Genomic DNA, 18168 nt, shown 5'->3' on the forward strand with positions numbered 1-18168 from the left:
GTCTGCCGGCGGCTGTGCCCGCCTGATTTCGTCGGTCAAGGTCACGATGAACATCGAAACCCGATGATCGTTTCACTCGTACTGGGCGCCATGATCGGCGCGATGCTGGGACTCACGGGCGCGGGCGGCGGCATTCTCGCCGTGCCGGCCATCGTGGTGGGAATGGGCTGGCCCATGCAGCAGGCCACACCGGTCGCCTTGATCGCCGTGGCGAGCAGCGCGGGGATCGGCGCGCTCGAAGCCTTCCGCAAGCGTCTCGTGCGCTATCGCGCGGCGTTCTGCATGGCGCTCGCGGGCGTGCCGACCACGTGGCTCGGCGTGCGCCTCGCTCAAGCCATGCCGCAACGCCTGTTGCTCGCGCTCTTTGCCGGCGTGATGCTGTTCGTGGCGGTGCGGCTGCTACGTCAGACCATCGGGAAAAAGCGCGCGCTGCCCGAAGCGTCCCCGCTTTGCGTGGGCCGCGTCAATCCCGACACCGGCCGCCTCGTGTGGTCGAAAGCGACGGCGCTCGCGCTGGCCTCGGCCGGCGCGTTGACGGGACTGATGACGGGGCTGCTCGGCGTGGGCGGCGGCTTCATCATCGTGCCCATGCTGCGCAAGCTCACGAACATCTCTATGCACGGCATCGTCGCGACGTCGTTGATGGTCATCGCGCTCGTGGGCTCCGGCGGCGTGGTGGCGACGGTGCTGCACGGCGTGCCGCTGCGGCTCGACCTCACGCTGTGGTTCAGCGTCGCGACCGTCGTCGGCATGATGCTGGGGCGTCACGTTTCGCACCGCGTTTCCTCGCGGCATACGCAGATGGGCTTTGCCGCCATTCTGGTGTGCGTGGCGTGCGGCATGCTCGCCAAGGTGGCGCTCGGTTACTGAGACCTTGCGCTTGATTCGCGCTCAACCGGCCGGGGCGAGAAAGACGCGGATTTCGTCGGCGAGCCAGTCGCGCACGGCACGCACCTTGGGGTCGTCGCGGCTGCCAATCCGATAGACGAGATCATGGCCGCGCTCGGACTCGAGACGCAGTTCCGGGAACGGCGCGACGAGCCGGCCGGCCGCGATGTCGTCCGCCACGATCACGCTGCGCCCGAGCGCGACGCCTTCCCCTCGAATCGCCGCCTCGATCGCGAGGCTCCCATGGCTGTATGCCGTGCCGCGATCGCTGCGCACGCCGCTCAATCCCGCCAGCGCCAGCCATTGCTCCCAGTTCGCAAGCATGCCGCCCTCATGCAGCAAGGTGCAGCGCGCGAGACTCTCGACCGATGCCATGCCGCCCATCTTCGCCCGATAGTCAGCACTGCAAACCGGCGTCACGGTTTCGTCGAGAATGCGCTCGGCCAGCACGCGCGGATAGCGTCCGCTGCCGTAGCGAATCGCCACATCGACATCCGAGTCGTTGAGATCGACGTATTTGTCGGTCACGTCGAGGTGGACGTCGAGTTCCGGATGGCGAGCCTTGAGGCGATGCAGGCGCGGCGCGAGCCAGCGGTTCGCAAAGGACACGCTGGCGTTGATCTTCAGGCGCGTGACGCTGTCGTGCGTGCGCAGGCGCTCGGACTCCTTAGTCAATTCAGCGAGCGCGCGGTTCACGGCCAGCAGGAACTCGGCGCCCGCTTCGGTCAGGACGATGCGACGCGTGAGGCGCTGGAACAGCGCCACGCCCAAATGGCTTTCGAGCGTCTTGATGTGCCGGCTCACGGCGCCATGCGTGACGTGCAGTTCCTGCGCCGCCAGCGTCATGCTGAGGAGCCGCCCGGTGGCTTCGAAGGCGCGCAGGGTTTGCAGCGGGGGAAGGCGGTCGAACATGGAGCCGGGGTGTACGTGACGTGTGAGTTTTGCTCACGCATTATATGACGACAAATGGTTTGTCAGCCACATCGACCGGCTTCAATATGGGCATAAAGCCGCGGGACGTAACGTAACCAGTGCGACGCCCGCCGCGCATTCCTGACAGTTGGCATTCTCCGCATTGCGTCGCTCATCATGGATCTTCTGCTTTTCAAGCTCGTCTTTACGCCGTTGTTGCTGTTGGCCGCCAGTCTCGCCGCTCGCCGCTGGGGCGAAGCGGTCGGCGGGCTGCTCGTGGGACTGCCGCTTACTTCGGGGCCGGTCTCGGTTTTTCTCGCGCTGGAGCACGGACCGGCGTTCGCCGCGCAAGCGACTGCGGGTTCGCTTGTCGCAACGGCTGCGCAGGCGGCGTTTTGCGTCGTCTATTGCCGGCTCGCGGCGCGTGGGTGGAAGGTGGCGCTGGCAGGCGCAGGCGCCACGTTCGCCCTGGTGGCCCTCGTGCTGCAATGGGGCGCGCTGCCTACGCATGGTCTTTATCTCTTCGCCATTCTGGCCATTGCTCTTGCGCTCAACCTGATTCCCAACCAGCCGGCAAGAACGATGCGCCTCTCGCCGCCGTGGTGGGATTTGCCGTCGCGCATGGCGCTCATCGCCGGCCTCGTGGTGAGCGTGACGCTGATCGCGCCTTACGTCGGACCCGAGGCGAGCGGCGTGCTCGCATCGTTCCCGTTCATGGCGATCATCCTCGCCGTGTTCGCGCACCGCCTGATCGGCCACAAAGCGGCGCAGCAACTGATGCGCGGCATGAGCACGGGACTGCTGGGATTTGCGTCGTTCTTCTTCGTCCTGAGCCTCACGCTCACGCACTGGAATTTACTGGCTGCTTACGGAACAGCGATAATCTGCGTGCTTACGATTCAGGCGATTTCCCTGTACCGCATGCGTCTGCCGACACCTTGCCTGCACGGCAAGGCCAAGGCCGAAGGCAGCACGCCTTAACCGCTGGCTTTGCGTCTGGCGGGTCTGGGCTGACGGCGCCGCGCTTGCTGCGGTGCATCGCAGGACTTCGGCTTCGGGGCGCGCCGACGCCTCGACGCCCACGGCGAATGGCCTAAACTACAGATCCGGCGGACGCGGCCGTTTCCGCATCGCCGGCCCGCCATGGCGCACCTCTTCTTCGCAGCTTCGATTCAGCGGCACGTCGCGACGCCCGAGCGCGAGATCGACGCGCGCACGCTTCGCGAAGCGTTCGATGCCGTGTTTGCCGAGCAGCCGCGTTTGCGCGGCTATATCCTCGATGATCAGGGCGCATTGCGTAAGCATCTGGCGGTATTCGTGGACGGCGTTCGCCTGCGCGATCGGGAACATTTGAGCGACGCGCTCGGCGATGAGAGCCGGGTGTACGTCGTGCAGGCGCTGTCCGGCGGATGAGTCACCACTTTGCGTGGGACCGGAGTGCTGACTCTGGATCGACAGGAGGGTACGCGAGATGAGCGATCGACTGCTGGTCGCAACCCGCAAGGGGCTGTTCGTTCTGCAAGCCGATGGAGAGGGCGGCTGGACAATCGGCGAACCTGAATTCGTCGGCGAGCCGGTGAGCATGGTGATGCCCGATACGCGCGACGGCTCGCTCTATGCCGCACTCAACCTGGGCCACTTCGGCGTGAAGCTGCATCGCCGGCGCGCGGGCATGGTGCACTGGGAAGAATGCGCGGTGCCCGTCTATCCGCCACAGCCTGCCGAGGAGATTCAGGCCAGCGAACCGGATGCATTGGGCCGCCTGCCTGCGCCGTGGTCGCTCCAGCAGATCTGGTCGCTCGAACCGGGCGGCGCGGACGAGCCGGGCGTGCTGTGGGCGGGCACGATACCTGGCGGCCTGTTTCGCTCCGGCGACGGCGGCGACAGCTGGGAACTCAACCGCCCGCTGTGGGACCGCCCGGAGCGCCGCGAATGGGCGGGCGGCGGCTACGACGCGCCGGGCATTCACTCGGTGATGGTCGATCCGCGCGACAGCCGGCACGTGACAGTGGGCGTGTCGTGCGGCGGCGTGTGGCAGACCGGCGACGGCGGCGCGAGCTGGCGCCTCACCGCCGAGGGTATGGAGGCCGACTACATGCCGCCCGAGCGGCGCGGCGAACCCAATGCGCAAGACCCGCACCGCGTGGTGCAATGCGCGGCGAATCCGGATGTGCTGTGGACCCAGCATCACTGCGCGATCTTCCGCTCGACCGATGGCGCGGCCCACTGGCGCCGCATCGAAGCGCAGCCGTCGAGCTTCGGTTTCGCGGTCGTGGTGCATCCGCGCGAGCCGGACACCGCGTGGTTCGTGCCGGCCCAAAAAGACCAGTACCGCGTTCCTGTGGACGGCCGGTTCGTCGTCACGCGTACGCGCGACGGCGGGCGTACATTCGAGCGCTTCTCGAACGGCTTGCCGGCCGCACCGGCATACGACCTCGTGTACCGCCACGGTCTCGACATCGACGGTACCGGCACGCGCCTCGCCATGGGCTCGACCACGGGCGCGCTCTGGACCTCGGACGATGGCGGCGAAAACTGGCGGCTCGTTTCGGCGCACTTGCCGCCGGTGTATTGCGTGCGCTTCGGGTGATGGCGGCCTTCCAGCCCGCCGCGCGGCTATGGTCGCGGCATGTGCGCGCTCGCGGAGCCGGCGCGCAGCACGTACGCGCATCTCGCGCAGCGGGAGGCGGCGTGCGGATCGCGCTCAGCTCGGTCAAGATGCAGATCTTCGCCGCAATCTGTATTGCGCGGCGGGTATCGAGCGAAATGCGGGAGTAGCGAGGGGTTTTGTATCGTTGTGTATCCGCCGTGGCAATGGACAAAGAGGCTTGCAAAAGCAGGGGGTTGTGGAAACAAGCGGGATACGTGCGGGAGTTCAAATACACCCATGCCAGTCAGCGACGTCGCACAAGAGACATCGAAAAAGACTGGACGCGCGAGCCACGCCATCGTGGTCCGAACCAACTCATTGCTTACAGGTGGATACCATGAAACTCATCAAGTCGCTGATCGTTGCCGCTGTTGTCGCCGTTCCCGTCGTCTCTTTCGCCCAGTCGGCCGAGCCGCTCACGCGTGCCCAGGTCCGCGCCGAACTGGTGCAGCTCCAACAGGCCGGCTACAACCCGGCGGCCGACTACAACGACTATCCGCAGCACATCGAGGCCGCCGAAGCGAAGGTGAGTGCGCAGAACGGCGCGGTGGCGTCGGCGTTCGGCGGCGTGGCGAATGGGTCGTCGGCAGCGGGCGCGGTTACGGCTTCGGCGTCGCACGACATTCCCGGCCTGGGTTCGATCTACGCGCACCAATGATCGGTGCGTGAAGGTGCGAGTGCAAGAGCGGCCCGCTTCGAGCGGGCCGTTGTTCATGTCGCGACTTGCCTCGTGCTTCGTCCCGGCCTAACCTGTGCCGGATACGACGACCCCCGAGGCCAGCATGCAAATCCATCCCGTACGGCTGTCTCCCGGCGACGATCTGCGCGCCGCCGTCGAAAGCTTGCTGGGCCAGCAAGCCTCGCATGCGGCGTTCGTCATTCAGGGCATCGGCAGCCTGAGCGTCGCGCAGTTGCGCTTCGCCGGCGCCGAAACGCCGACCGCATTGCGCGGCGACCTCGAAATCCTCACGCTCGCGGGCTCGGTGTCGCCCGATGGCGCCCATTTGCACATGTCCGTGTCCGACGCGCAAGGCCGCGTGATGGGCGGCCACGTCGCGCGCGGCTGCACCGTGCGCACCACGGCGGAGCTGCTGCTGGTGCTGCTGCCTGGCCATCGTTTCTCACGCGAGCTCGATTCCGCGACCGGATACGCGGAACTGCAGATCCGCAACGCGCCAGGCTGATCCGCCTGCGCCGCCATTCGCGCGACCCCACGCACCGTCACAAAATTTAAAAGCGGCATCGCTATGCTTCGGCGTTGCCTCGCCGCTGTCCGTGCTGCGCGCGAGGCCCCGCTCGGGCCGCTCCTCGAGCCGTTGTTGTGCCTCTATCTGGACGGAGACTTCGATGACGGTCGAATCCGCGCCGGCGCGCTTGCCATGGCAACGCGCGTCGCGCAGACGTTTGTGCCTGCCCGCTGCATTCAAAACGATGCGTGCGCCCGCCATGCTGTTTGCATGCGCAGCCGCGCTGTGTACGCTGGGCGCGTGCAGCGCACGTGATAGCGACGCGCGCGTCGCGCTCACCACGAACGCGGCACGCGAACTCGCGCAAGCGCAGCCAGGTACCAATCCACAGCGCCCGGCGCTCGCCAACGCATTCACGCTGGCGTCGGATGCGGGCGCATCGAATCTCCCAGATAGTGCGAACAGCATGGTGAACGCCGGCGTCGCCTTGCCCGCGAACGCCGTGCGCTCGCCGGCGAAGCCACCCGCCGGCGGGAGCGCGCAAGACACACAAGCCGCGCAGATCGAACCGCTTGTCACACCCGTTATCCACACCGCTGACTGACGTACCCGGCCGCGCGGCCTGGCCGCCTGCCGCCCGTCAAGGCGGCGTGCCGTGCGTGCCTTTCTCAACCTGAAGATGGAAACCACAAGATGACCTCGAGAAGCCGCCGTGACTTTCTCCGCACCGCCGCGATGAGCGCCGGTTCGGCCACCGCCCTGACGATGCTGCCGCAGGGCATCCGCAATGCGCTCGCGATTCCCGCGAACAATCGCACGGGGAGCATCCGCGATGTCGAACACATCGTGATCCTCATGCAGGAGAACCGCTCGTTCGATCATTACTTCGGCACGCTGCGCGGCGTGCGCGGCTTCGGCGACACACGCGCGATCACGCTGCCTACCGGCAAGCCGGTGTGGAACCAGCCGCTCGCGGCCGGCGCGGGCGAAGTGCTGCCGTTTCATCCCACGGCGTCCAACCTGGGCCTGCAGTTCATCCAGGACCTGCCGCACGACTGGACCACGACGCACGCTGCCTGGAACGGCGGCCGCTACGACCAGTGGGTGCCCGCCAAGGGCACGACCACGATGGCCTACCTCACGCGCGACGACATTCCGTTCCACTACCAGCTCGCCGACGCGTTCACGATTTGCGACGCGTACCACTGCTCGACGATGACCGCGACCGACCCGAACCGCTACTACATGTGGACGGGCTGGGTGGGCAACGACGGCAGCGGCGGCGGCCCGGTGATCGACAACGCGGAAGCGGGCTATGGCTGGTCCACGTATCCCGAAGTCCTGCAGAGCGCGGGTATTACGTGGAAGATCTATCAGGACGCGGGCGAAGGCCTGGATGCCAAGGGCTCGTGGGGCTGGACGGGCGACAACCCGTACATCGGCAATTACGGCGACAACTCGCTCCTGTATTTCCATCAATACCAGAACGCGCAGCCCGGCAATCCGCTGTATGACCGCGCACGCACGGGCACGAACGTGCTGGCGGGCGGCGGCTATTTCGACGTGCTCAAGCAGGACGTGGCGAACAATGCGCTGCCGCAGGTCTCGTGGATCGTCGCGCCCGAGGCGTATTCGGAGCATCCGAACTGGCCCGCCAACTATGGCGCGTGGTACGTCGACCAGGTGCTGCAGATCCTCACGTCGAACCCGGACCTGTGGAGCAAGACCGTGCTGCTCGTGAACTACGACGAGAACGACGGCTTCTTCGATCACCTGGCGCCCCCGTTCCCGCCGGCTTCGAGCGCGAACGGCCTTTCGACCGTCGACACGACGAACGAAATTTTCCCGGGCAGCAGCAAGTACGCGGCGGGCCCGTACGGCCTCGGACCGCGCGTGCCGATGCTCGTGGTCTCGCCGTGGTCGCGCGGCGGTTGGGTGTGCTCGGAGACGTTCGACCATACTTCCGTGATCCGCTTCATCGAGAAGCGCTTCGGTCTGCATCACGACCTGCGCGAGCCGAACATCACGCCATGGCGCCGCGCCGTGTGCGGCGACCTCACGTCGGCATTCAACTTCGCCACGCCTAACGCGGCGATTCCCGCGCTGCCTTCCACGACGGGCTATGCGCCGCCCGACAAGCTGCGTCACCCCGACTACGTGCCGGTGCCGCCGGTCGTGGGCAGCGTGCCGAAGCAGGAAGCGGGCGTGCGCAACGCGCGGGCGCTGCCGTACGAGCTGTTCGTGCGCTTCGATTCGAACGCCAGCTCGGGCGACGTTTCCACGCGCTTCGTCAATTCGGGCCGCGCCGGTGCGGTGTTCCTCGTCTACACGGCGGGCAGCACCGATGCGCCGCGCACCTATACGGTCGAAGCCGGCAAGCATCTGCAGGACAAGCTCGCGATTGGCGCGAGCGGCGCATACGACTTCAGCGTGCATGGACCGAACGGGTTTCTGCGCCGTTTCGCGGGCACGCAGGTCAAGTCGGACCGGTTCGGCGGCAACGAAACGGCGCGCCCCGAAGTGGCCGAGGGCTACGACGTGGCGAACGGCAACCTGCAACTGCGCCTCGAGAACAAGGGCGGCGCGCGCTGCCAGTTCACGATCGTCAACGCGTACGACCCGGGCACGAAGATCCAGCGCACGGTGCCCGGCGGCGACACCGAGCAGCTTTATCTCGACCTGCGCAACGCGTACGGCTGGTACGACCTGACGATCACGGTCGATAGCGATGCGACGTTCGTGCGCCGCATTGCGGGGCATGTCGAAACGGGCCACGCGAGCTATAGCGATCCCGCGCTCGGCGCCTGATACCGCTGAGGAGTGAGATGAGCCGCGGCTTTTGCGAGCCGTGGCTTTTTTTGTTTACCACGTAGTGGATCACGGCGCCTCTAGCGCCAGCGTGGCGGTGGCGGTCCCCAGCCGGGATGCCGGACGTGTCGCGGACCCATGAAATGCGGAGGGCGGTGCCACGGAGAAAAGCCGTGCCGCGAATACACAACGGGAGGCGGCCACATCGGCGCGGCGGGATGCATGAAGAATACGGGCGGCGGCGGCGCGTAGAACGCCCCAGGAATCCCGATGCCCACGCCGACATTGACGTTCACGCGCGCCTGTGCGGTTTGCATCGCGCACAGCGTCGTCGCGATACAGAGGAATGCAAACTTCAACACACGGAGTTTCATCGCCGATCCTCCGTCGCGAGCGCGCGTTGCGGACGCTCGCGGCTGGTTATTTCGTGTGCGCTTCAGCGGGCCGGAAAGCGGCGTCCGCAAGTTTCTTCTGCGAGTCGGGCATGGTCGCGTAAAGCGCCGAGAAGGCATCGAGCATCGCCTTGCTGCCGTCGGCATTCGCCTGGGCGATTTCGTTCCACGATTGAAGGTTCTCCACCGCGGTTTGCTGTTGGGCATTATCGTGCCGCTGCTGGATCAGATCATCCACCGTTTTCGCGTTATTGCGCATGACGTCGGCCACTTTCGCCCACTGATCCTCTTCGGCGGGAGTAATCTTCAGTTCGGCATGCAGTTCTTTCACGCGGTCGTCGACAGTTTCGACGTGATGCTGATGCGACGACGCAGCCGGAGCGCTGGCCTGCGCCCAGCACGTGGAAGTGCCGAGCAGGGCTAGCGCAAGCAGGACAGGTTTCATTGTCAGCCCTCGCGAAAAGCGTTCGCCGGCAATGGCCGGCAAGTCGGAACGAACCATTTTGATCATAGCAGCGGCGGCAACCAAATTCGGCATCCTCTATGTAACAGCGAATAACAGGGAAAAGAGGGAATAGGGCACGATTCCCGCAAAGCACCACGCTTCACTCACGCAGAAAATCGGCGTGGCTCGGCCGGCAGCGAGTCATTCTGACGATACAAGGAGGCAACGTGGCGATTCGATTGGCATTTCAGAGGGCATCCCATTCGCATTCCGCTCCCGTCGCCCGGTTAGCGTGGGGAAGACTGGCGTGCGCCACGCTGGCCGTGGCAACTTTGGCGGGCTATGTGCCTGCGAGCCGCGCCGCCGTGTCCATCATGCGCCCGCCGCGCGAGGCGAGATCGGACGAACCGCTCGTCGTGACGATCGTGTATACCGGCGATGCGCCGACCGGCACTTCGATCGACGTGCCGCGCGATCTGAGCATCACGCTGACCAATGGAGAGGCGTTGCCGAAGGCCGTGCTGCTCACGCGCGAACCCGGCGCACCCGAGCATTTGCGGCTCGCCGCCGGAGAGATGAAGGCCGTGAGCTATAGCGCGGCATGGCCCAAGTGGGCGCGCGGCGCTTTGAGAGTGGACGTGCCGGGCGTGGACGTTTCGCCTTCCGTGGTCCTGCTCACGCGCATGCCGGCTTCGGCAACGGCGAACGCCGCGGCGCCTGCCTCCGCGCCTTTGGTGCCAGCGGCAACGGTTGCGTCCGCATCGGAACCGGTCGCCACGGCGCCAGCCGAAGGACCCATGGCGGGCAATGCTTCACTTGCGGCGCAAATGCCGCCTTCCACCGTAAAGCCCTCGAATTCGCTGGTGCCCGATATTGGCACTTTCCTCGCGGGCCGTCTTTCGTTCTACCAGCCAAACTATTTCGCGGACGGCTGGTCGTCGAGCGACGCGGATCTCGCAAGATTCCAGATCAGTATCAAATTCCGCTTCATCTTGCCGGACGATCCGCGCTCACGCGGTTTCCTCGACAACCTCTATTTTGCTTATACGCAGACTTCGCTTTGGGATGTCCGCGGGGACGAGTCGCCGTTCCACGATACGAGCTACATGCCCGCGCTTTTCTACTACCTCGAGGACACCGGTTGGAGGTCCAGCTGGTTCACCCGGATGGGTATCGAGACCGGCTACGAGCACGAATCGAACGGTACGCCCGGTCCGGGTTCACGCGGCGTCGACATCGTGTACGTGAAGCCGATCTGGGATTTCGGCGACCTCAACGCGAACCACCTGACCATCGAGCCGAAAATCTACGCGTATGAGCACATCCAGGAGACGAATGGGGATATAGCCCACTATCGCGGCTATGTCGATCTGCTGTTCAAATACGGCAGCCCTGATGGCTGGCAACTCGCAACGACGCTGAGAAAAGGCACGAGATCGACCTATGGAAGCGTCGATGTGCAATTTACATACCCGCTTGCCAAGCTATTCGGCAATGCATGGGGTGGGTATCTGTTCCTCAACTACTTCAACGGCTACGCCGAAGATCTTCTCGATTACAACCAGCACCGCTGGGCTGCGCGCATCGGTTTCGCCGTGTCGCGCTGACTGACTTTGGCATGCGAATGTTGGGAAACGTCACTCGTGCGGCGGGTATCGTAGAGAGACACCAGGCGTGGGTCACGTAATGCTTTGACCCACTACGAACCGGTGGCCATCCGGTGTGGCCACGGTGCATTCGCGCATGCCGTACGGGCGATCGAGCGGAGGCTGCAGGACAATTGCACCTCGTTGCGCGATTTCATCGTGAAACGCTTGAACGTCATCGACTTCCAGATAGCCGAAGTAGCTGTGATCGCCCGTCGCCGCCGGGGACAACGCATCGGGGCAATGGCCGAGCATGATCCGCAGGCCGCCCCTCTCGACGATTCGCCAGTCGGTCGAATCGGCCCAATCTACCCGAAAGCCAAGCACGTCGCGAAAGTATGCCGCGTTGCGTTCGAGGTCCTGGACGGCAAGGACGAAAGCGAAGGGACGTAGCGTGTTCGTGTCGGTCATGAGCGATCTTCTTCGACAGGGATTCGATTGGGGGTGGCGTAAGTATGACGCACGCATCGGGCACCGTGTTTGCTCGCTGTACATGCAGTGCGCCATCCGCAGTCGCGGCTAGCCGGTTGCCGCGCTGCTCACACACGCACCATCGGAGGAATGACCATGAATGAGCAACGGGAAGAGCGCATCCGGCGACGCGCTTATCAACTCTGGGAAGACGACGGCGCGCCGGAAGGTCGGGCGGACGAATATTGGAGCCGCGCCGAAAAACAGGTTGCCGCCGAATATGACGCAGAAGGAGAAGCGTCGAGCATCGCCAGCGATCAGGCCGGCAAGCGCCGGTTTGCCGGTGAACCTCTGCAGGAAAGCGACGCCATGCCGCCGAGTGAACTGGCGCGCGACAAGCGGCGCGGTGGCGGGTGAACTCACGCGTTGATCGCGCATGTGCCGCGCTTCAGGCCATCGTCACGCCAGCCGGCGCGACCTGTTCGCACATCAATGATGCGCGAACAGGTCGTTGCGGCCCTCGTGTGACATGAGTGCGTCGTGGCGCGACACTTGCGCAACCGACGCATTCGAGGTGCCCGAGCTTTCCATGCCATAGCCGGAATCGTCGGTGGGTTGCGTGCTGGCGCGCTGCGGGTTTGCCGGTTGCTGCATCTGCATCTGCATCTGCCTGGTTTGTGCCGCAGGTTCAGTGTCCTGTGCGAAGGCGGCGGCGGGCAACGCGACGGCAAGCGAGACAATAGCAGTAGCAAGTATAAGTTTCATGATACAGACTCCATGTAACAAAAGTTAATTCGGATTACTAAAAAATGTACGGATCGCAAAACCGTTTTGCAACCGCGCATTCAACATCGCGACGTCCGATCACCGCGACGTATGTCCACAGGCTACGCAGCCAACCTTAGAGTTTGCTTATGCGCGGGCAACGATGCGCATCTAGTGCATATTCGGCCGTGGTTAAGGTTTAGTTAAGCAACGGCGGCATATAGTCCCAAGCTGTTTCGTTCCGCCCGTCATGCGGCGCAAGGAGTGTTCATGTCCACCACCACGCGAAGTCTCATCGAAGATACGGTCAGCAAGGTCCCCGCCGTGACGCTCGGCTTCTGGATCATCAAGATTGCTTGCACCACGCTCGGCGAAACCGGCGGTGACTGGGTGACGATGTCACTGAATCTGGGCTATCTGGTTGGCACCCTCATTTTTCTCGCATGCTTCGTCGTGCTGGTGGGGGCGCAGATCCGCGCACAACGCTTCTACCCGTGGCTTTATTGGGCGACGATCGTCGCCACGACCACGCTCGGCACGACGCTCGCCGACTTTTGCGACCGTTCGCTCGGCGTAGGCTATCCCGGCGGCGTATCGATCATTCTGCTGCTGCTCGTGGCCAGTCTCGCGATCTGGTACCGCGTAGAAGGCACGGTGTCGATCGAGAGCGTCGCGACGCCGCGCGTCGAGTGGTTTTACTGGATTACGATCCTGTTTTCGCAGACGCTCGGCACCGCGCTGGGCGACTGGGTGGCGGGCGAAGACCGCGGCGGCCTTGGCGTGGGCTACGAATATGGCGCTGCGATCTTTGGCGCAGGCCTCGTCGTCGTCGCGCTGCTGTGGTTGTGGCCGCGCGTTTCGCGCACGGCACTTTTCTGGTTCGCGTTCGTGCTCACGCGTCCGCTCGGCGCGACGCTGGGCGATCTGCTCGACAAGCCCGTCGCTGACGGCGGCCTGCACTTCAGCCGCTTTTATGCATCGGCGCTGCTGATGATCTTCATCGTCGGCTGCATCGTGGTGCTGCCTCAGCGTGCCGCTCGCCGGGTGCGCGACGCGTAGCGCGCATCGGTCATTGCGGCATCACGCACGTGAAACTGGTCGCGCGATTCAGATTACCCTTGCCCAGATAGCGCGGAAACGCCGGGTAGCGGCACAGCGGCCGCGTGCGGCCGTTCGTGGCCTGGGCAATGTCGGTCGCGAACAAGGTTTCCGGCGCGCTGTTATGCGTGACCCAGTCGTCGAGCGCGCCCAGCAGATCGACGGACGGAATGAACACGCCGTTGCCGTGCTGGTAACCCGGCACCATGTAGAGCCGCATGAAGCTGTCCACGCGCTCTTCGCCGTAGCGCCCCACCAGCCCCTGGTAGTAGGCGATGGTCTGGTTTGGGCTGATGACCTCATCGGCGAGTCCTTGCAAGGTGATGAGCTTGCCGCCTCGCGCGATATAGCGCGACACGTCCGGATTCATCGCGCCGATCGTCGTCGACAGCGTAAACAGGCGCTCGCGGTGACGGCCGGGATGCATTACGTCGAAGTTCGTCGAATCGAAAGTCGGGTCGTGCGTGATGAAGTATTTGAGGTACGCATCGCCCTGCGCGTACAGGTAGCCATTGGCGACGAACCCCAGTTGAGTCAGCCGCTGCGGCGCATGCGCGAGGCCCAGCATGCTCGTGAAGCGCGTGCCCTGGAAGACGTTGTAGCCGCGATAGGTGTCCGCATTCCAGGCGAGCGCGTAGGGCAGGCGCAGGCCGTCTCGCAGGCTTTCCAGCGTGGCCAGTTGCGGTGGCGTCAGGCAGTCGTCGGGGGCGTGCTGGCGATCCGTCTGATCCTGTGAGGAGCAACGCAGCGAGTCGATGATCTCGGGCTCTTTCGTGCGGCAGGCTTCGACGTCGCTGATCAGGCCGTCCGCCGCGCCGTCGAGCGTATCGCATGCCTGCATCACGCGCTCGTACACGCGCTCCAGCAGTTGCGGCGACAGATAGCCGCCCGGCGTGCGGTATTCGTGCTGGCCCACCACGACGCCCGTCAAGCGCACGCCCGAGAAGTTCAGCGCGGGCGAATTCGCGATCACGCCGTCGTAGTCATCGGGATAGCGCTGGATCACGGTATAGCCTTCGCGGCCGCCTGTCGAGCCGCCCGCGAAATACACGTGCTCCGGCGGCTTGCCATAGCCGAGCGTGATCAGTGCGAGCGCAACGTCATGCGCTTTCTTCAAATGCGCGTAGCCGAAGTTGGTCACGGCTTCTTCGAGCAGTCCGAAGTTGGCCTCGGACGAGGTGCCGTTGTGGCCGGAGTCGTCGCCGAAGGTCGCATAGCCGCGCGCGAGCGGCGCGCGGTCGGGCGAGAAGGGCATCGGGCCGGTTCCCGTCACCACGACGCCGCTGTAGCCGCCACCGCCGAATTGCAGCGCACGGCCGTTCCAGCGGCTCGGAAGATTGACTTCGAAGCGGATGTCCGGCGTCCCGGCGCTCCGGGCGCGGATCACGCCGGTCAAGCGGCAGAAGTCGCCGTTGAGATTGCCTGTGGCGGTCGCGGAGATCATCGCGGCGCTCTGCACGAGCGCACCGTTGGTCGGCAGGCCGATGCTCGTGGGCGGCAGCAGCGCGCCGGCAAGGTCGGTGCAATGCAGCGGCAGCGAAGGCGTGTGCTGGGCGAAAACGGGGCCGCTAGTGATGAGCGTGAGCGTGGCGATGGCGATCGCCTTGAGGGATCCGAGTGCGCGCTTGCCCCGTCGTATCATCCGCAGCCGGCTCCGTTGACGCTCGCCCGGGCCTTCTCCTTCTGGCGCCCGAGGGTGCCGCGCCACGCCCTGGCGAGCATGAGCGTCGCGCCGATCGCGACGATGTCGCCAGCCAGCGCTGCCGCGAACGCCGCCGCGCCGTGCAGCGCGTGTGGCGTGGCGGTGTCGACGATCACCGAGATCAGCGTGCCGCCGACGAAACACACGAGTCCCGTGCGGCCAACGGTCACGACGGCGGGCACGCGCGCGGCGATCCGCGCGATCGTGCCGCGATGGACGAAATACGCCGCCACCATGGCAATGCCGATGAAGTTGACGACGCGCGCGAAGGCCAGATGCTGTTTCATTGCCCCAGGCATGGGTTGAATCAGGAGGAACCATTTAACCGCCGCGAACAGCACCACCGCGGCGAACGCGCATCGTACCAGCCAGCGCGCGGTTTCCGAGGTCTTGAAGCCGGGCGGAAGCGGGTGCAGCCGGCAGAGCATGCCGAATACGAACATCAACTGCCACGCGAATGGGTTGAACGGCCAGTTCGCGAGTGTGCTCGCGCCGATGAGCGCAGCCAGCAGCGGCGCGAAGGCCCAGAGCAGCAGGCTGCAGATCAGCGTGGCGAGCGGCGCGCGGCGGGCGAAAGGGACGGCTGCGGGCACGCACAGCGCAAATATGACATACATCGGCAGCACGCTGGACAGATACGGCTGGCGGGCGAGCAAGACGACGTGGAGGGTCTCGCGCAGCGGATGCGTGGCAAACGACGCCCAGCCGCTCAGGTCGGCGGCGGCAGGATTGAGGTTCAGGAGCGCGAGCATCGCGCCAGAAAGCAGCGTGAGGAGGGCGGTCAGCAGATAGGCGCGGTAGATCTCCCAGCCGCGGCGCAGGAAGCGCGCTTGCGCGGCGCTCATGCCACGGTGCGCGCGCACGGCCATAAAGGCCGCGGCCGACGCGTACCCGCCGAGAAACACGAACACTTCGGCGGAGTCGCACAGCGCGTAAGCGTGCAGCGTCAGCTGCGCCAAGGCGCTGCCCGGTATGTGATCGAGCACGATCACAATCAGCACGACGCCGCGGAAAAAGTCGACTTCGATCGAACGCCTCTGGCGAGACTCCATGGTGCCCTCGCAAGCATCGCGGCGGCGCCAGCTCAGGCTGGCGTCGACCGCTCGATGAATGTCAGGGCGGCGGCTCACTTATCGTGAGCGTCGCCCTTGTGCGTACGAGGGCATCTCGCAGGTATCGTTCCCTGCTCGCGGCGTAGTTGGCGCTTTATGCGCCTGATATGACACGCGCGCCATGTCGGCGCCATCTGCATGCCAGCTATGTGGCGATTGCGGTGTCCGGCGGCGTGTTGCCTACTTCGCTGCGGCGGCGCGTTCGATTCCGGCGATGTCGATCTTGCGCATAGTCATCATCGCTTCCATCGCGCGCTTGCCGGCTTCGCGATCAGTGCCGAAGACGCATTCGAGCAGGCGCTTTGGCGTGATCTGCCACGAAAAACCCCAGCGATCCTTGCACCAGCCGCAATCCGATTCCTCGCCGCCGTTGCCGACGATGGCGTTCCAGTAGCGGTCGGTCTCTTCCTGGCTGTGGGTCTCGACCATGAAGCTCACGGCCTGGTTCGCCTGGAAGTTGGGGCCGCCGTTCAGGCCCACGAAGCGCCGGCCGAGCACCGTGAATTCGACCACCAGTTCCGCCCCCGCACCGATGCCTGGTATCGGGGATACATGGCCAGCCCCGACATGGCTGTCCGGAAACGTCGCGGCGTAGAACTCCGCCGCTTCGCGTGCTCTACCTTCATCGAACCACAGGCAAGTCACAAGTTCCGCCATCACGATCTCCTTTGACAAGGCGTCTCATTGCCGACGCGTAGCGCACATTGTGACAAAGCCTCGGCGTTATGGGGGATTTTTGCCGATGGAGTGCCGCGGCTACTCGATGCAGCGTTCGATCGCGAGGGACTGGGCGTTGTGTGCATCTATCCTGTCGTGTTCCGAAAGTGATTCGGACTGCGATGCAACACACAGCGCAAGATTGGCGCGGGTGCTGTGTGGCGCGAACATGAGCGCAAGCGTGAATGCCATGACTGCCGCAAGCACAATAGCGCCGCCGCGCAAGGTCGTGCGCAAAGCGGGCGATAAGGGGAAAACGGCGCTAAAACGCGAAGTGTGTTCGACGATGGTTCGGAACATGACGGGCTCTTTGCGGTGAACGTCGAGGGCATGACGTCACGATAGGCAGGCCCAGCAGTCGCGACAAGACCCAGCCGCGCGGCAAAACATGGAGCCACGCACCGCGGGATCGAGGGACATACGACTACTTCAGGAATGCTTGACGATAGACATTCGGCGCGGCGCCGAATGCATCGCGGAAGCGATGGCTGAAGTGGCTCGCGTTCGCGTACCCGCACTCTGCGGCAATCTGCGCGAGCGGCAGAGCGGTCGTGCGCAACAGCAGGCGGGCGCGCTCCAGACGCTGGGCGGCGATCCACGCATGCGGCGGCCGCCCGAACGAGGTGCGAAACATGCGCGCGAGATGGTACTCGGAAAGGCACGCGACATCGGCCAGTGCGCCGAGCGTCAGCGTCTCGCCCAGGTGGGCGTCGATATAGTCGCGCAGCCGCCGCCGTGTCGATACGGCGAGGCCGCCCTTGAGGGCCGCGCCCGCGCGCCGCACGCCCTGGCTGCGCAGCAGCAGGCTCAGCACTTCGTGCGCCGTTTCGTTGCTGCGTAAAAGTCCATCTGGATCGGCCCAGTTCTCGTTGGCCAGCGCCTGGCAGAGCACGGCAATGCGTTCGTCTTCGAAATACGTGCGGTCAGCGAGAGTGAGTTCGCGCGGTTCCTGGTCGAGTTCGCGCACCGCGCGCTGCGTGAAGTGCTCGGGCAGAAAATACAGGTGCATGAAATGCATGTGGCCGCGCACCCACCAGCGCGATTCATGGTCGCCGGGCAGCGCGCAGAGGCGGCTTGGCGCGCCGTACACGCCAGGCAGTTTCTGCCGCTCCGTGCGGTAGCCGCCGTCGAGATAGCACGACAGCGTGTGATGGCCCGGCCGGTCATAGACGGTTTCGGCCTCGCGCGTGACGCGCGTCCACACGGCGGCCGCGAACTGGTCGCCGAGCCACGCAAAGCGCTCCAGCGTCGCATTGGCCTCGCTCAGCGTGCGGCACACCGAATGCAGCCCAAAGGGCGTATTGGCGAGGGCGGGTGCGGGAAGCGGCACCTGGGCGTTCATGGTCGGGGCGGCGTGCTGCAAGGCGGTGATGGGGTCCACAAAGCGGGTAGTCAGAGCGGCTTTTGAAAGTATACGCTCGCGCCCCCGCCGTTG

21 protein-coding genes are annotated in these 18168 nt (G+C 65.0%); 11 read left to right on the forward strand and 10 right to left on the reverse strand.

Annotation, left to right across the window (positions count from 1 at the left end):
* The first annotated feature begins 63 nt into the window (after nt 1-63).
* A complete protein-coding gene (locus AB3X98_RS19595; RefSeq protein WP_368605242.1) occupies nt 64-870 on the forward strand; it encodes a sulfite exporter TauE/SafE family protein in 807 nt (268 codons plus the stop codon).
* A 21-nt stretch (nt 871-891) separates the two neighbouring features.
* Here AB3X98_RS19595 and gcvA read toward each other — a convergent pair whose 3' ends face one another.
* Entirely contained in the window at nt 892-1800 is a 909-nt protein-coding gene (gcvA, locus tag AB3X98_RS19600) for a transcriptional regulator GcvA (RefSeq protein ID WP_069263753.1), read from the reverse strand.
* 177 nt (nt 1801-1977) lie between these two features.
* On the opposite strand from gcvA, the gene AB3X98_RS19605 reads away from it, so the two are divergent.
* The 7 genes from AB3X98_RS19605 to AB3X98_RS19635 all read left to right on the forward strand — a co-directional run bounded on the left by AB3X98_RS19605 (nt 1978) and on the right by AB3X98_RS19635 (nt 8445).
* Nucleotides 1978-2781 carry a hypothetical protein gene (locus AB3X98_RS19605; RefSeq protein WP_368605243.1) on the forward strand — a complete coding sequence of 268 codons (804 nt, stop codon included), beginning with the start codon at nt 1978-1980 and terminating at the stop codon, nt 2779-2781.
* Between the two features lie 162 nt (nt 2782-2943).
* The gene (locus AB3X98_RS19610; protein WP_069263757.1) at nt 2944-3213 is read left to right on the forward strand and encodes a MoaD/ThiS family protein; all 270 of its coding nucleotides are present in this window, start codon (nt 2944-2946) and stop codon (nt 3211-3213) included.
* Nucleotides 3214-3271: 58 nt separating this feature from the next.
* A complete protein-coding gene (locus AB3X98_RS19615) occupies nt 3272-4390 on the forward strand; it encodes an exo-alpha-sialidase (protein ID WP_368605244.1) in 1119 nt (372 codons plus the stop codon).
* Nucleotides 4391-4787: 397 nt separating this feature from the next.
* Complete coding sequence (locus AB3X98_RS19620; protein ID WP_069263760.1) at nt 4788-5108, forward strand: DUF4148 domain-containing protein; 321 nt, start codon at nt 4788-4790, stop codon at nt 5106-5108.
* 124 nt (nt 5109-5232) lie between these two features.
* A complete protein-coding gene (locus AB3X98_RS19625; RefSeq protein ID WP_069263762.1) occupies nt 5233-5634 on the forward strand; it encodes a PPC domain-containing DNA-binding protein in 402 nt (133 codons plus the stop codon).
* 163 nt (nt 5635-5797) lie between these two features.
* The gene (locus tag AB3X98_RS19630; protein WP_342947569.1) at nt 5798-6241 is read left to right on the forward strand and encodes a hypothetical protein; all 444 of its coding nucleotides are present in this window, start codon (nt 5798-5800) and stop codon (nt 6239-6241) included.
* An 89-nt stretch (nt 6242-6330) separates the two neighbouring features.
* Nucleotides 6331-8445: a phosphocholine-specific phospholipase C gene (locus tag AB3X98_RS19635; RefSeq protein WP_368605245.1), complete on the forward strand. Its 2115-nt coding sequence runs from the start codon at nt 6331-6333 to the stop codon at nt 8443-8445.
* Between the two features lie 80 nt (nt 8446-8525).
* Here AB3X98_RS19635 and AB3X98_RS19640 read toward each other — a convergent pair whose 3' ends face one another.
* Together AB3X98_RS19640 and AB3X98_RS19645 are read right to left on the reverse strand one after the other, a co-directional pair.
* Complete coding sequence (locus AB3X98_RS19640) at nt 8526-8819, reverse strand: hypothetical protein (protein WP_035512844.1); 294 nt, start codon at nt 8817-8819, stop codon at nt 8526-8528.
* 46 nt (nt 8820-8865) lie between these two features.
* Nucleotides 8866-9366: a Spy/CpxP family protein refolding chaperone gene (locus AB3X98_RS19645; protein ID WP_256094627.1), complete on the reverse strand. Its 501-nt coding sequence runs from the start codon at nt 9364-9366 to the stop codon at nt 8866-8868.
* A 290-nt stretch (nt 9367-9656) separates the two neighbouring features.
* Here AB3X98_RS19645 and AB3X98_RS19650 point away from each other — a divergent pair, with 290 nt between their 5' ends.
* Nucleotides 9657-10889 carry a phospholipase A gene (locus AB3X98_RS19650; RefSeq protein WP_368610301.1) on the forward strand — a complete coding sequence of 411 codons (1233 nt, stop codon included), beginning with the start codon at nt 9657-9659 and terminating at the stop codon, nt 10887-10889.
* Between the two features lie 72 nt (nt 10890-10961).
* On the opposite strand, the gene AB3X98_RS19655 is transcribed toward AB3X98_RS19650, so the two are convergent.
* Nucleotides 10962-11339 carry a VOC family protein gene (locus tag AB3X98_RS19655; protein ID WP_368605247.1) on the reverse strand — a complete coding sequence of 126 codons (378 nt, stop codon included), beginning with the start codon at nt 11337-11339 and terminating at the stop codon, nt 10962-10964.
* 156 nt (nt 11340-11495) lie between these two features.
* Between AB3X98_RS19655 and AB3X98_RS19660 the strand changes: the two genes are divergently transcribed.
* Nucleotides 11496-11756 carry a DUF2934 domain-containing protein gene (locus tag AB3X98_RS19660; RefSeq protein WP_069264161.1) on the forward strand — a complete coding sequence of 87 codons (261 nt, stop codon included), beginning with the start codon at nt 11496-11498 and terminating at the stop codon, nt 11754-11756.
* A gap of 72 nt (nt 11757-11828) precedes the next feature.
* Here the strand turns inward: AB3X98_RS19660 and AB3X98_RS19665 are convergent, their stop codons facing one another.
* Entirely contained in the window at nt 11829-12104 is a 276-nt protein-coding gene (locus AB3X98_RS19665; protein ID WP_141710641.1) for a hypothetical protein, read from the reverse strand.
* 270 nt (nt 12105-12374) lie between these two features.
* Between AB3X98_RS19665 and AB3X98_RS19670 the strand changes: the two genes are divergently transcribed.
* Nucleotides 12375-13163: a hypothetical protein gene (locus tag AB3X98_RS19670; RefSeq protein ID WP_069263771.1), complete on the forward strand. Its 789-nt coding sequence runs from the start codon at nt 12375-12377 to the stop codon at nt 13161-13163.
* A gap of 10 nt (nt 13164-13173) precedes the next feature.
* Here AB3X98_RS19670 and AB3X98_RS19675 read toward each other — a convergent pair whose 3' ends face one another.
* The 5 genes from AB3X98_RS19675 to AB3X98_RS19695 all read right to left on the reverse strand — a co-directional run bounded on the left by AB3X98_RS19675 (nt 13174) and on the right by AB3X98_RS19695 (nt 18075).
* Nucleotides 13174-14844, reverse strand: coding sequence for a tannase/feruloyl esterase family alpha/beta hydrolase (locus tag AB3X98_RS19675; protein ID WP_368605248.1), 1671 nt, complete (start codon nt 14842-14844; stop codon nt 13174-13176).
* Nucleotides 14841-15956 carry an OpgC domain-containing protein gene (gene opgC, locus AB3X98_RS19680; RefSeq protein ID WP_368605249.1) on the reverse strand — a complete coding sequence of 372 codons (1116 nt, stop codon included), beginning with the start codon at nt 15954-15956 and terminating at the stop codon, nt 14841-14843. The genes AB3X98_RS19675 and opgC overlap by 4 nt, the downstream gene beginning before the upstream one ends.
* 240 nt (nt 15957-16196) lie before the next feature.
* Nucleotides 16197-16673, reverse strand: a complete 477-nt coding sequence (locus tag AB3X98_RS19685) for a VOC family protein (protein ID WP_069263777.1) — start codon at nt 16671-16673, stop codon at nt 16197-16199.
* Nucleotides 16674-16772: 99 nt separating this feature from the next.
* Entirely contained in the window at nt 16773-17033 is a 261-nt protein-coding gene (locus AB3X98_RS19690) for a hypothetical protein (RefSeq protein WP_368605250.1), read from the reverse strand.
* A 124-nt stretch (nt 17034-17157) separates the two neighbouring features.
* Nucleotides 17158-18075 (reverse strand): helix-turn-helix domain-containing protein, encoded by a 918-nt coding sequence (locus AB3X98_RS19695; RefSeq protein WP_368605251.1) that lies wholly within the window; start codon nt 18073-18075, stop codon nt 17158-17160.
* Nucleotides 18076-18168 lie beyond the last annotated feature (93 nt).

The sequence above is a fragment of the Paraburkholderia sp. BR14312 genome (genome assembly GCF_040948675.1).
GTDB lineage: Bacteria > Pseudomonadota > Gammaproteobacteria > Burkholderiales > Burkholderiaceae > Paraburkholderia > Paraburkholderia nodosa_A.